Source organism: Dictyobacter kobayashii (assembly GCF_003967555.1).
GTDB classification, from domain to species: domain Bacteria; phylum Chloroflexota; class Ktedonobacteria; order Ktedonobacterales; family Ktedonobacteraceae; genus Dictyobacter; species Dictyobacter kobayashii.
The window spans coordinates 3416526-3431607 of record NZ_BIFS01000001.1; the positions used below are offsets into that span (position 1 = coordinate 3416526).

The 15082-nt window shown below is 49.9% G+C and carries 11 protein-coding genes and 1 pseudogene; 7 read left to right on the top strand and 5 right to left on the bottom strand.

Translation table 11 applies throughout. The features are described 5' to 3' along the window. Nucleotides 1-37 precede the first annotated feature (37 nt). Nucleotides 38-1021, top strand: coding sequence for an MBL fold metallo-hydrolase (locus tag EL645_RS14975; protein WP_126551267.1), 984 nt, complete (start codon nucleotides 38-40; stop codon nucleotides 1019-1021). On the opposite strand, the gene EL645_RS14980 is transcribed toward EL645_RS14975, so the two are convergent. After that, nucleotides 1002-5096 carry an adenylate/guanylate cyclase domain-containing protein gene (locus EL645_RS14980; protein WP_126551268.1) on the bottom strand — a complete coding sequence of 1365 codons (4095 nt, stop codon included), beginning with the start codon at nucleotides 5094-5096 and terminating at the stop codon, nucleotides 1002-1004. The genes EL645_RS14975 and EL645_RS14980 overlap by 20 nt on opposite strands. Before the next feature lie 607 nt (nucleotides 5097-5703). Here EL645_RS14980 and EL645_RS14990 point away from each other — a divergent pair. The 6 genes from EL645_RS14990 to EL645_RS15015 all read left to right on the top strand — a co-directional run bounded on the left by EL645_RS14990 (nucleotide 5704) and on the right by EL645_RS15015 (nucleotide 9047). Beyond that, nucleotides 5704-6261 (top strand): ribonuclease FAU-1 family protein, encoded by a 558-nt coding sequence (locus tag EL645_RS14990; protein ID WP_161977376.1) that lies wholly within the window; start codon nucleotides 5704-5706, stop codon nucleotides 6259-6261. 33 nt (nucleotides 6262-6294) lie between these two features. Further along, the gene (mce, locus tag EL645_RS14995) at nucleotides 6295-6705 is read left to right on the top strand and encodes a methylmalonyl-CoA epimerase (RefSeq protein WP_126551271.1); all 411 of its coding nucleotides are present in this window, start codon (nucleotides 6295-6297) and stop codon (nucleotides 6703-6705) included. A 485-nt stretch (nucleotides 6706-7190) separates the two neighbouring features. Beyond that, entirely contained in the window at nucleotides 7191-7931 is a 741-nt protein-coding gene (locus tag EL645_RS15000; RefSeq protein WP_218031853.1) for a YggS family pyridoxal phosphate-dependent enzyme, read from the top strand. Nucleotides 7932-7994: 63 nt separating this feature from the next. After that, entirely contained in the window at nucleotides 7995-8489 is a 495-nt protein-coding gene (locus tag EL645_RS15005; RefSeq protein WP_126551272.1) for a DUF6391 domain-containing protein, read from the top strand. Nucleotides 8490-8491: 2 nt separating this feature from the next. Beyond that, nucleotides 8492-8785 carry a YggT family protein gene (locus tag EL645_RS15010; protein WP_126551273.1) on the top strand — a complete coding sequence of 98 codons (294 nt, stop codon included), beginning with the start codon at nucleotides 8492-8494 and terminating at the stop codon, nucleotides 8783-8785. A gap of 4 nt (nucleotides 8786-8789) precedes the next feature. Next, a complete protein-coding gene (locus tag EL645_RS15015) occupies nucleotides 8790-9047 on the top strand; it encodes a DUF167 domain-containing protein (protein WP_126551274.1) in 258 nt (85 codons plus the stop codon). Between the two features lie 65 nt (nucleotides 9048-9112). Here the strand turns inward: EL645_RS15015 and EL645_RS15020 are convergent, their stop codons facing one another. The 4 genes and pseudogenes from EL645_RS15020 to EL645_RS45435 all read right to left on the bottom strand — a co-directional run. Next, nucleotides 9113-11995, bottom strand: a complete 2883-nt coding sequence (locus tag EL645_RS15020; RefSeq protein WP_126551275.1) for a protein kinase domain-containing protein — start codon at nucleotides 11993-11995, stop codon at nucleotides 9113-9115. 80 nt (nucleotides 11996-12075) lie between these two features. Next, nucleotides 12076-13716, bottom strand: a complete 1641-nt coding sequence (locus tag EL645_RS15025) for an ABC transporter substrate-binding protein (protein WP_126551276.1) — start codon at nucleotides 13714-13716, stop codon at nucleotides 12076-12078. Next, on the bottom strand, nucleotides 13677-14681 hold the full coding sequence (locus EL645_RS15030; RefSeq protein ID WP_170207705.1) for a serine/threonine protein kinase: 1005 nt from the start codon (nucleotides 14679-14681) through the stop codon (nucleotides 13677-13679). The genes EL645_RS15025 and EL645_RS15030 overlap by 40 nt, the downstream gene beginning before the upstream one ends. A gap of 99 nt (nucleotides 14682-14780) precedes the next feature. Continuing rightward, a pseudogene (locus EL645_RS45435) lies at nucleotides 14781-14846 on the bottom strand (zinc-ribbon domain-containing protein); the annotation flags it as partial. Nucleotides 14847-15082 lie beyond the last annotated feature (236 nt).

Sequence of the window (15082 nt, forward strand, 5' to 3'; positions counted from 1 at the left end):
TTTTTCAGATCATTGATCCTTATGAGGTATTTTTATTATGCGAGTGGTTTCTCTTGGTAGCGGTAGTAGTGGTAATGCGTTTCTGGTTGAGGCTGGTCCACAAGGACGCACAAAACTGCTACTGGATGCTGGTTTGAGCACTCGTACACTGGCTATGCGCCTGACCTCTGTTGGTGTGTCTCTGTCTCAGATACAAGGTGTTTTAATTACCCATGAACATAGTGATCACGTGCATGCGGTGCCAGTGCTGGTAAATCGCCACGCCTTGCCAATGATTGCGGATGAAAGAACTCTGGCAGCTATTCAAGAAGGATTGAATAGTGGTGTCTGGAGAAGTGATTCTGGCAGGATGGTTCCCACGAAATTTCCTAGAGAACCCCAGGCAATAGTAAGCACTACCGAAACTGAAGTAGTAGAAAAAACCAGTACACTAATGACCTCTACGACCGTAATTGAAGAACGGATAGTTGCGGTCAGTCAGAAAGTTGCTCGGCTCCCTTTCCCTTTTCTTCACCAGGTGCTTCCCACCGGTTCACATTTGACTATTGGTGATATTGAGATTACCTCATTTCCTATTTCCCATGATGCAACTGCTCCCTGTGGTTATTTACTGAGTGCTGGTGGCTGTCGTGTGTGCCTCGTGACTGATAGTGGCGAGGTTACGCCAGTTATGCTTGAGCAGATGCAGCACGCCGATCTATTGATCTTAGAGTCAAATCATGATCGTGAGCGCCTGGTACGCGGACCTTATCCCTGGCATTTGAAGCGCCGTATACTCAGTCCGACTGGCCACCTCTCAAATGATCAGGCTGGTGAGGCGGTGTTGCAGATCTGGCGCGAAGCTGGTATACGCTGGCTCTGGCTGGCACATTTGAGTCGCACTAATAACACGCCAGATTTTGCGTTGGAAAGCATGCGTTTATATTTGCGCTCGGCTCATGTGAATCTGGCCCATATCCGCCTGGCCGCCCTTCCCCCTACTATGGGTCAGGTATGGGATTCTACTCAGTTGTGGAGTTGAGGCTACCCGATACTACCGGCCTGGGACTCTGCTCCCCTTTTAGCAGCATCTGTACGCGTTCAATAGAAGGACGAGCCCCTAATGACTCATAAAAGCCCGAAGCTTGCTCCAGGTAGTAGTGCATAAGTTCGCTATCGCTGGCCTGCTGTTCTTTGTTCAGATGGGTGCTAGAGCGTTTGCTGTAGAGCAGACCAAGATTGTAGAGGGTGTGCGCTCGTTCCCAGGGGAGATCCAATTTTTCACAATAACTAAGTGCCTGGCGGAGATCTTCTTCTGCCTGTTCCCATTGTTGTTTGTGCATAAACATCCGACCGCGCGCGCGGAGTGCAACGGCCAGGCTCTTGCGTGCGCCTGCCTCCTTGCACAACTGAATAGCGCGATCGAACAATGCTTCTTGTCCATCGCTATTGTTCGTCGTAACCAGTAGATCAACCAGCGTTGCCAGTATAGAGGGATCGGGAAATGGCTCACTGCGTTCAAACTTTATGCGGTAATCGGCCAGTGCATGCTCCCAATCTTCCTGTGCCAGGTGGATAGCATGTAATCTGGTTTCAAGGACAGGATTTTCTTCGCGTGCCCCACGCTCGTTTTGCTTGGATATCAAACGCTTATATTGCTGGGTATATTTATCACCCTCTTCTTGTTTGCCCTGGTGGTAAGCAATGCTGGCCAGTGTTTCGATGGCCCATAATTGGCGTTTCTCATCCTGCTGATATTTTTCAACGAATTGCAGAATATCCTGCGCCACCTGTTGCGCATTATCCCAGCGATTCCAACGTTGCCAGATGCGCATCCGCCCTACCATACTGGTCAATACCATGGCGGGACTCTCCATTGTCAGAGCATTGCTGCCGGCGCGACCATAATAGGTTAATGCGGTCGCATATTCGGCCACTTGTTCGTAGGCGTTGCCTAGCGAGAAATAGAGGTCGTAAAGCTCTTCACGGTCCGAAATCAGCTGCTCCAACTGCAGGCGCCTCTCTTGTAGCTCTAACGCTTTGGTATAGCGATGATATTCAAAGTAGATGAATCCCATCGCATCCAGGGTTAATGATAGCGTGCGCGGACTATCCAACTCTTCGGCCATCTGTAATGCCTGATGCCCGCTTAGTAATGCCTGATCCGCCAGTTCATCTTTCTGTTCGCTGGGTGCGGCGTCCAGTTGACGGATATACCAGAAGGCCAGATAAGTGCGGAATGCAATATGTTCACGGCTCGTAGGTGTGCCTTCCAGAATTTTTAGACCGGCGTTAATATATTGGCGTATCTCCTGGGGATCAGGGGGAGTATCAAAGCGAGGTAGCCAGCGTGTAGCCATCAACGACAGCCTTTCATATAGTTTTAACAGGTGTGCTTTGTTGGCCTCCATGTCTTTGTTCGAGATCAGTTGCAGTGCATTGCGCGATTGCCGCCAGGCTTCATCAAAATTTCCACGCTGGGCATAGGCCTGACCTAGCTTGGCCAGCATTTTACTTTGAGTAAGCGCATCAGCATGACCATCATTTAGCAAATCGAAGGCATCATTATAAGCCTGCAAGGCACGGAGCGCATAATAGCTATCCATGGCCTGGTCCCCGGTTAAGGTCAGATATTTGACGGCTCGATCCCGTAAGTTGGCGCGTGTCAGACGAATGGGGCGCGCGGTAGGATGGTGCTGATTGTAAATTTCAATATAATCGATAGCTGCATTTGGGGACCAGGTAGCGAGGGCCCGCTGATAGTGATATGCAATGAGCTCAACAAAGTTGGCGCGCTGGTTAGAGACTTTTTCGTCCAACCAGAGTGCGATCCGAGCATGCTCATGGGCGCGTCGTTGCCGTGGTATGTTGTTATATACCACATCCCGGATCAGGATATGTTTAAAGATAAAGGCTCGATCTGGTGTGGTCGGACTGGCCGTCTTAATGCTGATTTCTGCAATAAAGTCACGGCGCATCAATGACACGAGGGACTCGATCACTGTTTCCGGACTCAAGCCCTGTGATAGTTCTAGTAGCGAGGAGAGCCAGAAGTTGCGTCCAATAATCGAGCCATGTTGTAGCACCAGTTTTTCAGTCGCATTGAGCAGATCCACACGCGCTGCCAGCACTCCCTGAATAGTATCTGGTACATAGGGCAGTGGGATTAAATAGGGATTGCTGAGCAGCCCCTCCTCTAATGGTTCATTGCTGACAGTCTGGACCGGTTGCCCCAATTCTCCAATAATATTATGCCTGGGATATTCAACATGCCAGTAGCTCTGTCCGCGCTCGTGATTTTCGCCCCTGACCAGAATACCCTGGTCTATAAACATGCGCACTATCTCTTCCACGAAGAAAGGATTGCCCTCTGAACGTGCTAGAATTGTGTAGCGTAAAGCTTCAGGTAGCTCATTGGTATTCAGGAGCGCATCTACCAGATCGCTACTCTCTTCCCAGGTCAGTGAGTCCAGTTCAATGGCGGTAAAATTTCTGTGTCCGCCGCCCCAATCCCGGTGCTGCTCCAAAAAGTCGGGACGAGCAGGGCAAATGAACAGCAAGGGGACAGAAGTAATACGGTCAGTAAGATATTCAAAGAGGTTTAACAATGCCTCATCTGCCCATTGGATATCATCAATGACCACTATTAATGGCTGTAGCTCACCCAGAGCTTCCAGTAAGACACGCCATGCTCGCAATAGGGCTCCCTGAGCCCCGCTTTGTTTGAGTGTATTGGTGGAGCTAATAGCCGTCCTTTGCTCGGGCCTCAGACGTTCATCATAGCCCCTTTCACTGGAGGATATTTGCTTACCAAGCAGACCGCGGCCAATACTACGCAGTAAGGTCTCTGCTATCTCTTCGGGCGACTCATTGATTCTGGCTTTCGTAAAAGTTGTATGTAAGAATTCAATGAAACGCTGATGGACAATCTCGTCTGTATCCCCTTCCTGGATATGCAGAATTGTGCGTAGGATCTCAATCAGGGGCCAATATGTCAGTCCTTCTCCATAGGGTGGACAACGACCTTTAAGGACCAGTGGTGGGACCAGTTCTCCAATTGAAGAGGCACTCTTAACCAGTGCTTGTTCGCGAGTAATAAATTCGCGCACCAGGCGTGATTTGCCGATGCCTGGTGCACCTAAAATAGTGATCAGGTGTGGGCGTCGCTCGGTCTGTACACGTGCATAGCTGGCGTGCAGCAAGGTCAATTCCAGATCTCGACCAACCAGTTGTGAATTGCCTCCCGTTAGCCCACGTGGATGCTGGGCGATAGCCAGCGTCGGCTGGCGCAGTCCCTGCACTACATAGGCTGATATCGGCTCTGCTTTGCCTTTAAGATGAAGCGGCGCAATCGCATTGAAATCAAAAACTGCCCGGCTAGAAAGATATGTGCGCTCTCCTACCAGGATGGTGTCGGGTGTGGCCATCTGTTGCAGGCGAGCGGCGATATTTACCGCATCGCCAGTAATCAGGAAATCCTGGTGTTGGGTGGCAGTCGCGCTGGGGGTAGCTACCTCACCGGTATTGATGCCGATACGCATTTGCAGGCGTGTCGCTTCAGGATCGCGATTCAGGCGATGTTCGTTAAAGCTGGTTAGTGCTGCCTGCATATCCAGGGCCGCCCGGATGGCACGGTCAGGATCGTCTTCATGGGTGACCGGTGTACCAAAGACCGCCATGACTGCATCGCCAATATATTTTTCTACCGTCCCATCATGCTTGCGAATTTGCGCGCTCATTAAATTAAAGTAACCTGTCAGGATGGCGCGCATATCCTCCGGATCGAGTCGATCTGCTAATGGAGTCGATCCGGTAATATCGGCAAACATAATGGTTACCACGCGCCTCTCTTCGGCGGATGCCAGCAGCGAAGCGTTCAACTGCTGTTCTGTGACCTGGGGCATCGGCTGCGTCTCTTCAGCATCGACTATTGATGGTGTTTTAAGTGGAGCGGTCGGCTCGCGTCTGGGCTGCAGAGCGGTCCCACATTCGATGCAAAACTTGGCGCCCGAAGGATTAATTGTGCCACAATTGGGGCAGCCAAGCAGGCGATTCCCGCATTCCAGGCAAAATTTGGCATTGGGTGGATTGAGGGTTTGGCAATTAGGGCAACGCATACAAATCCAGCTTTTTCTGTTCTTTCTTGGCTATGAATTGTTCAACTCTATTGTTCTCCATTGTACAACACTTCAGATAAGAATGAAAATTGTTATCCCTGCCAGCCCCAGGGCTTTTTATTTTTCCTCTTTGGCGCCTGCGGCGCCGAGTTGGGAGTGTGTGTTTGTGTGTTTGGTGGGCGGCTGCGGCCGCCCACCAAACACACAAACACCTGAAAGAATGTATCGTGCGGTTTCTGGCCGCCCACCAAACACACAAACACCTGAAAGAATGTATCGTGCGGTTTCTGGACGCCTACCAAACACACAAACACCTGAAAGAATGTATCGTGCGGTTTCTGGACGCCTACCAAACATACAAACACACCTGAAAGAATGTACTTCTTATCGCCTTGCTCGTAATCTCTGGATGAACATTACCAAGCCCTGCTGTCAGCCCTGGATGGTCTGGTTGATGGAAGATTTTGAGCAGGCCTGGTGTTTTGATGGGTGTATATTATGAAATAACTTCAAGCATCTTGTTTATATAGGTAGAGCCTGACACATTTTCTACTTGACGTTTTCCTCTTTGTTCCGTACTATGGATGTTGATGAAGGGAGATATATTATGCAGCGAGATTTTTTAGTTGAGAGCCGAAGTTATGATAAGATGCTGCGTGGAACGTGGCGAGCGTATAAATTAAGCCCCGATCTCCAACTTGGGAATGAGCAGGAAGCACCTGTGCTTGATGATCATGTGAGTTTGTGGCTTCCCGCTGGTACCCCTATGAACTGGTCGTCTGGTACACGTAAATTGCGCAATAATTGTCTTCAATTTTTCTGGCCCGACCGCTGGTATATGCTTAGTGCTTTTTATAACGAAGATGTGCTTATCCATACCTATGCCAATATTATCCAGCCCGCTCAGATACTACTGGATCGGATTTCCTATATTGATCTGGATTTGAGCACGCTGATCAAGCCCGACCTGAGCTATGAGATTTTGACACAGGCTGAATTTGAGCATATGGCTGAGACGTTGCATTATGATGAACAGACCCGCGTTAGCGCTTTGATGGCATTGCAAACGATTACCAGCACTATTCAGCGCAGTATTGGCCTTTTTGCCGTTGTGCCACATCATTTGAATTTGAATCAATTGCATACTGAATCTAACAAATCATAGCCAGCAGCCAGAAGAAAAAAGGAGCAAGTAAACATGCCCAGGCGTATTGATCATGTCGCTATTATTGTGCGCAATCTAGAGGATGCCCTGACCTTTTATCGCGATACACTGGGAATTGTTCCCAGTGAGATCAAGGATGTGCCTACTGAACAGGTGCGCATCGCTTTTCTTCCTCTGGGTGGTCCTGCTGGTAGTCAAATAGAGCTTATTGAGCCCACCTCAGACAATGCAAGCCTGCAAAAGTTTTTAGAGCGGCGGGGCGAGGGACTTCACCATTTATGTTTAGAGGTTGAAGATATAGATGGAGCCCTGCAAGAATTGAAGGATCAGGGGGCGGCCGTATTGGATCAGCAGCCGCGACTGGCCGCCGAGGGGCGAGCTATCTTTTTGCATCCCAAAGCCACCCATGGCGTACTGTTGGAATTGCTAGAAAAAGTAGATTAAGGGCTCTGTCCTTTGCGTAACGGCTGTATTGCCTGCTGTTATTTTTACTATTTTCTCAATTGCCCTTAATCAGATAAGCATTTCCGCTTGATGGAAGGTTGAATAGAGAACCTTTTAATTGGGTAACCTCTGCACTGTGCTTGTCACCATTGAAGCGATGTCTGGCGATGCTATTACAACAGATCCCACCGGATAGACGTACTATTATTAGCAGGAGAAATGCTTCTGTCGATCAAGTATGCTTAGGGGAACGGATGCCATTCAATTGTATGAGCGTAGCCGCCTGACAGGCAGACCCGTTTGCTCCCAACTGATCACTTCGAAGAGTTGAGCCAGTGGCAGCGGAGCTAGCCGCGTCCAAGCGGCGTTTACAATTGCTTTTCAATAGCAGGGTGGTATATATTGTTTATTCCCTGTCATATCTGGTGTACAATATTGATATAGTAAGATCAAATTGATGTAGCGCAACCAGTAGAGAGAAAATTGTGATAAATCAGCCCCCCATTAGCCAGGAAGCACTTATTGCCGAGAATATTGCCCGTGTACGCGCGCGTATTGCCGAGTCTGCGCAACGCGTTGGACGTGCACCTCAAGATGTAACCCTGGTCGCTGTCTCCAAGACAAAGCCACTCGATTATGTGAAGATAGCGTATAATCTAGGGATCAGAGATTTTGGCGAGAACCGTGTGCAGGAAGCATTAGAGAAGCGTGCGGCGTTTTGTCCATCAGATCTCCACTGGCATATGATCGGGCACCTACAGACCAATAAAGCGCAAAAAGTCTTTGGCTCTTTCAGTTGTATTCATAGTATCGATAGCCTGCATGTCGCTGAAGCACTCCAGCGTGCGGCTGAGAAGAAGAGCCAGGCTGCCCCTATGGATATGCGCCAACCGGTTTTGTTGCAGGTGAATGTTTCAGGCGAAGCCAGTAAAGAAGGCATGACACCTGAGGAAACACCTGCCATCGCGCGTCAGATCCTTGCTTTCTCTCATTTAGACGTGCAGGGTTTGATGACTGTCGCTCCCCTGGTGGACGATCCTGAGACCGTGCGACCAGTCTTCCGCTCTCTACGGCAACTACGGGATAGATTGCGTGATGAGGTAGGGGATGTTAGCTGGGATCAGCTTTCGATGGGGATGACTGACGATTATGCGGTGGCGATTGAAGAGGGGGCAACTATTGTGCGTGTTGGGCGTGCCATTTTTGGTGAGCGTGTTAAGCAATAACTCAATGCCGCTCGTGGCGGGCCTTTCTAGCTGACAGCGTTGATGGTGCGAAAGGAGTTTTTCGTGAAAATTGATGATCTGGTGTTTAGCCGACGGACACGACAAAATCATGCCCTGGAGCATGCTACCTTTACTATCATGGGTAATATGGACCCTTCTTTGAGCGCGAGCGCTCGCTCCAACTCAGATGGCTTTATTATCTTTGGTGATGTTGATCTTGGCTTACTGCGCCGTGCATTAGATGAAGCCTTGACGCGTTTGAAGGCTGGTGAAGCCGAGCTAGCGATCCATCCTAATTGTGGCACGAATCTGGCCGTCGGGGTCTCAATGGTTACTATTGGTACTCTGTTAGGAATGGCATCGAGCAATAATCGGACCCGTGTCGCTTCTGCGGCTGCGTCATCGGTTGCTGGCTGGATGGCTGCCCGCCCCCTGGGCGAATATGTGCAAAAGCATTTTACCACGCTACCTGATTTAACAGGTGTACGTGTGACCAACATTACGCGCCGCAAGGTGCTAGGTTTTACCTTTATTGATGTTCGTACTATTCAGGAGTAACTATGTATACGCCACCACCATTGCCTTTTCCTATCTTTTCCGTGTTGATTAAATATGGTATCGGATTTCTGGTTCTCGCCATGCTGGTGCGGGCCATTGCGTCCTGGTTTCACATCGATGAGCGTTATGCCATCATTCGTTTCCTGGCGCGCCTGACCGATCCTTTTATTGTACCTGCACGGCGCATCGTTGGTCGGGTCGGGGCTCTGAATCTGGATCTCTCCTTTTTTGTAACCTGGTTTGCTCTGATTGTGATTCAGACCCTTTTATTGCAATCCATGCCCTACGGTTGGTAAGGCGATGCTGGTAGCGGTACGGGTGTTTCCGCGTAGTCGACGCAATCAACTGGAATGGGATGGCGAGATTCTGAAGGCGCGCCTGACGGCTCCTCCTGTAGATGGGGCAGCGAATGAGGCCTTGATTGCTTTGCTTGCTGACCAATTGTCGCGACCAAAACGCGCTATTACCATCGTACGAGGCGCCACCAGTCGGCAAAAAGTGGTGGATATTGAGCAGCTAACCAAACAGGAATTAGAACAGAAGCTAGCACAAATATAAATCTTTTAGCAAAACAGGGGTCACCACATGGTTAAGTGGTGACCCCTGTTTTGTCTTTTAACTAATTATTGTGCTAGAAACGTCCCTGCCCCTAGATTTTCCTCCATATGGATACGTCCCAGCTGATCAAAATACAATACAACAACGGCTTTATTAATTGGATCTCCATCCTGGCCAAATGAAATTTGTCCACTCACTCCCTGTAGACCTTTAACCTTTGTCAAAGCTTGTTGCAGTTCAGTAGGTTTGAGTATACTTCCTCCATTGAGTGCTTCTTTGGAGCTGGTAAGTAGCGCCACCATTGCATCATAGGAGAGAATGACATTATTGGCTGGCCGAGTGAAACCATAACCACCGCCTGGTTTTGAGCTACTGTAGTCAGCGGTATAATCTTTGAAGAATGCTGGTTTTTTGTTCGCCTGCTTCAATACATCCCATTCATCAGGATAAGCAAAGGCTGTGAAGTGCAGGCGGTAGAGATTGGCACTTACATTCTTAGGATAACCTGCCAGTTCATACAGGGCATCGCCACCCAGTATTTGTGTCTTCGCCAGCGCGGGATGATTGGGGAGATCGCTCAGTAATGAGCCCACATCATTGGAGTAACCGGCGAAGTAGATCAAGCCTGGATCTGTCTGTAGCTGCTTCAAGCCAGCAATGATTGACGCTTGATCATCTTTGTTATATTTAATCACCTGGGTGATCTGGCCACCGATAGAGGGATCTTCAAAAGCAGACTTAAAATCATTGCCCAGACTCTGGCTGTATGAGTCTCCATCATCCAGGAAGATGACCGCTTTTTGCATCTTCAGCGTGTTCTTAGCATAAGTGGCTCCCACTGCCGCTTCGGTCTTATTTGACGGTGCGACGCGGAAGAAGTAGTTTGAACGATTGGTCAGGGTGTCACTGGAAGCTGTGGCTGAAACCATCGGGATGTGGGCTTGCGTCAGAACATCCGAGGCATTTTCAGCGTGCGCGCTAAATGACCAACCCATGACCCCGACGATGGTGGGATCTTTGGCGGCCGCCTGGACGATCTGATTGGCAACGGTCGTTGCATTGCCTGAGTCACTACCAGTATTGGCAATGATCAGGCGCACCTTTACATTTCCCAATGTATGCTGGCTGTTCCATTCATGCTGGGCAACGTAGGCTCCTTGCAAGTTGTCATATCCTACACCAGCGTTAGGACCAGTCAGAATGGTTCCTACCACAAAGGTAATATAAGGGCTGCCAGACGAGAGTACGTTTAGATCTTCCTGGTAGATGTGCGCTTCGGCGTCGCTAGAGTCGCCATTGATGGCGTCATTCCAGAACGTGTTGGCCTTGCTGGTGTTACCCTGCGCCATGGCCTGTACAGCCTGCTTTTTATAATCAGCGTCTGCTGCGCGCTGGGTATCGAAGACATATTTGCCGTCGCTCAAGCCAATCGCTTCACCTTTGATCGTAGTAACGCTGATCGGGTTAGCGTTGGTCTGGCCACTCTGCGCACCTGTCTGACTGGTGCCGCCGATGGGTTGGGCGCCGCCTCCCGGTGGAATGGGATGCCCTAGATTTGGTAAGACGAAGATAAGAGCCCCGATAATGATCAGGACGACAATTAGCAGCAGAAAGCTCCAGAGAATATAGTTATTGTCATTCCTCTTCTGCGGTTGGGCCTGAGGGTACATTCCCATTTGCTGCTGTTGCTGCTGGTTGCGTCCGCGGTAGGGTGGCTGTTGGACCTGATTTATCCCATAGGGCGTGGATGAAAACTGTCCTGGCTGATTGGCGGCGGGCGCGTTGGGCGCACTATAGCCTTTGGAATACGTTGATCCCACGCTGTTGGCGGCCGGTTTGGCTGGCGCAGGAGGCGTTGGCAGTGGACGCGATGAGCCAAGCAGATAGGAACTGGTGGTCCCATTGGTATGGAAGTTTTGCTGTAAGAGTGCATCGATATCCTGCTTCATCTCGCCGGCATTTTGATAGCGTTTGTTGATATCGATGGTCAGGGCTTTCTCCAGTATACGCTCCAACTCTGGCGAGACCTGCTTATTCAGTGTGCGTGCCGCCGGATAGTTGAATGGTGGATAGTTACGCGGATCACGGTTGGTTACCAGGTGATGTAGCGTAGCGGCCAGCGCGTAGATATCTGAGCGCACATCGGCGTTGCCCTGATATTGTTCTGGCGGCGCATAGCCGGGGGTACCCAGTGCGGTGGTCTGCTTGCGTTTGGCGTGTTTGGCCTCATCAGCGCGGGCAATACCAAAGTCGACCAGGCGTGCGCGTTTATCGCGACTACTGATAATAATATTGGCCGGCTTGATATCGCGGTGTACAATTGGTGGTTTCTGCTCACCCAGATACTCCAGGATATCCAAAACCTGTGAGATATAAGTCAAGGCCTCCTGCTCAGGCATTGGCTTATTGACACGTTCCATATAGTCTTCTAGATTCTCACCTGGCGCATATTCTTGCACCATATAGTAGCGCGAGCCTTCCTGGAAACTATCTGTCACGGTCGGAATCAGTGGATGATCCAGACTGGCAAGCGTGTCCACTTCTCGCTCGAAGTTGCGCACATCTTCCTGTCGTTGTGCTGGATCGCTCTCATCTGAAATAAGCTCTTTAATGACCACGCGCTTATTCGAAACACGGGTATCCTTTGCCAGGACAGCGGCGCCCATGCCCCCCTGCCCCAGCACTTTATCAACGACATAGCGGCCATTCTGTAGCTGCGCATTGGGCGTCAGGGTACTCGAAGCACCATGGCTACCCCCATTTGTTGTACCAATGCCACCACTGCTACTACCACCAGCGGCCTGAGTTGGTGCGATCGTTTGATAGTTATTTGTACCAGATTGCCCAACTACCGTTTGACTACCAGCTGATGTATCCAGGTAACCACCACAATTGGCACAAAAGGTTTCATCGGCCGGATTAACCGTACCGCAAAAAGGACATTTCATAGTTGTGCCTATTATTCCAATCTCGTAGCTATAGAGCGTGTAGAGATATCATTATACTATTATTATCTCAATTCCAATCACTATTTTAAAAAGCGGCCTAGATAGGTTGGCTCCATGTGGATGCGACCCATCTGATCGACATATAGGATCAGAATTGCCTTATTAATTGGATCTCCATTCGCTCCAATGCTGATCTGTCCGCTAACCCCTTGAATGGTATTATCGCCATTGATTTTAAGCAGTGCCTGGCGTACTTCCTCAGGGGTAGGATTTTGTTTCCCTGTGTTCAATGCAATATCGTACGCAGTTAACAAGGTAACAGTTGCATCATAGGAGAGAATAACATCATTATCTGCACGCGTAAAGCCATATGAGCCTCCAGGGTGCTGTTCATCAGGATTAAAAGCTGCCGAGTATTCATTGAAGAATGCTGGCTTTTGAGCACTATATTTCAGTACATCCCATTCATCAGGATACGAAAATGAGGTGAAGCGCAAACGGCTAAAGTTACCCAGAGCGCTACTCTGATAGCCTCCTAACTCATAGAGAGCATCCCCTCCCATTACAGGTAAGTTTCCTGGAGGGAGGTTGCTCAATACAGTACTGACGTCTGTGGCGTAACCTGAAAAGTAGATCAGATCAATATTTTTGTTTAAGACATCATGTACGGCACTGGCAATCGTACCGGCCTTCCCAATCGTATATTGCTCCGTATAGACCTTATTTTTGTCTACCCCCTCATACTGTTGACGAAAATCCTGTGCCAGGCTCTGGCTGTAGGAATCCTGTGGGTCATAGAAGAGGCCAATAGTCTTTGCATGCAGAGTCTGCTCGGCATATTTTGCTCCCTGAATACCCTGCTGTTTGTTTGGTGGTGCAACACGGAAAAAGTAGGGTGAGGCATTGGTGAGATCATCACTGGATGCGGTCTGTGAGAGTATCGGAATATGATTCTGGCTCAGGATCTGGATGGCGGCCTGTGTGCGTCCACTGTATGGCCAGCCCATTACGCCGGCAAAGGTTGGATCTGACTGCTGGAGCTGTACGATCTGGTGCGCCACGGTCGGAACTGTATCGGTCTGGCTACCGGTATTGGCAATTAACAGACGGACCAGTGTCCCGTTGCGTAGTTTGGCCCCATCATTGAATTCTTTCTGCGCAACATAAGCTCCTTGCAGATCATCTCGTCCCACCCTCACCTGGTCTCCACTGATCATGGTGGCAACTACCAGGGTCACATAGGGACTACCTGACTGTATGACATGGATATCCTCTTTATAGATGAGTGCTTCGGCATCATTGGAATTTTTGTTGGTGGCCTCATTTAAGAGCGAGATGGCCGCATTGATGTTGTTGGGATTTTGTTTGAGCTGTTGGGCCGCCTGAGTTTTCAGTGAGCCATCTTCCAGCGTGGTATCAAGGGCTATCGTGCCATCGCTAATACCGATAGGCTCACCCTTGATCATCGTAACGCTGATCGGTGAGCTGGCTTTGTTTCCTGTCAGGAAGTAGGAAACTCCAAATGCGCCTCCTGCCACAAGCACTATCACCAGTAGCAGAATCAGGAGGATCAACCCGCCGCGCCTCTTTTTCCTGGGCTGTGGCTGCTGTTGTGGCTGATAGGGATAACCAGGCGACGAGATAGGCATACTGGGAAGCGGCGAAAGGGGTTGGACCGGTGTCAATGGTACACCACCGCCAACTCTGACGTTTTGAGCCATACCCAGCGGCGGTGGTGGGGGACCAGCGTCGGTGGCGTATTATTCGCGGCTAATGTAGGTTGCGATATGTTTGGCGGTGTGCCCGGCTGTGTTGCAGCCTGTGTAGGACTGGATGCCGATATAGTCTGTATTGGACCTGAGGTACCCAGGGTATAGCTATCGATATTGCCAGAGATACCAAAGCGTTGTCTCAGGATTGCATCGATATCTTGCTTCATCGCTGCCGCACTCTGGTAGCGCTGGTTGATATCGTTGTTTAATGCTCTAGTCAATATTCGTTCGATATCGGGCGAGAGCTGCTGATTCAACGAGCGAACGGCTGGATAATAAAAAGGTGGATGATTGCGTGGGTCGCGGTTGGTGAGCAAGTGATGTAGCGTCGCGGCCAATGCGTAAAGGTCTGAGCGTGGATCTGCGTTGCCCTGATACTGCTCAGGGGGCGCATAGCCAGGTGTTCCCAGTGCCGAGGTCTGCTTGCGTTGCGCATTGCGCACCTCGTCAGCACGGGCGATACCAAAGTCGACCAGGTGTGCGCGGCGATCTCTGGCTCCAATGATGATATTAGCGGGCTTGATATCGCGGTGCACGATTGGTGGCATCTGTTGCGAGAGATATTCAAGCACATCCAGAACTTCTGAGGCACAGATCAAAGCTTCACGCTCTTTGAAAGGTTGGTTGGTACGGTTCAGGCGCTCCTCCAGGTTTTCTCCGTCTACGTACTCCTGCACCATAAAATAGCGTGCACCTTCTTGAAAATGATCTGTAACATTCGGTACCAGTGGATGATCAATGTGGGCCAGGGTCGCAACCTCGCGCTTGAAATTTCGCACATCTTCCATGCGCTGATTTTGATCCACATTATCTGAAATCAGTTCTTTGATCACCACAGACTTGCCATCGAGACGAATATCTGTTGCGAGCAGCGCTGCTCCCATTCCTCCCTGACCAAGGATTTTTTTGATCACATAGCGACCGCCTTGTAAGCGTGAACCTGCGCTAAGAGAGCTTGCCACAGGAAGCCCGCTATTTGAAGGCGATGAAGAGGTTGAGGGCGAACTTACTTTCTTCCCACAATTGCCGCAAAATCGGACGTTATCTCGAAGTTCCGCGCCGCAGTAAGGACAATTCATCTTTCTGCCTGCCTTCTAAGACATACTCTAAGACGTACTTTAAAATGGACATTATTGTTTACGTCTCATACTGGTTTGGATGCAACATAGGCTTGCCACAAAAATATAAGTCGAGCTTCATAACTTTGAAACAGGGCTTTTTCATGTTCCTCTTTGACGCCTGCGGCGCCGGGTTGGGAGTGTGTTGTGGTGGGCGGCCGCGGCCGCCCACCACAACACACTCTACACATGAAAGA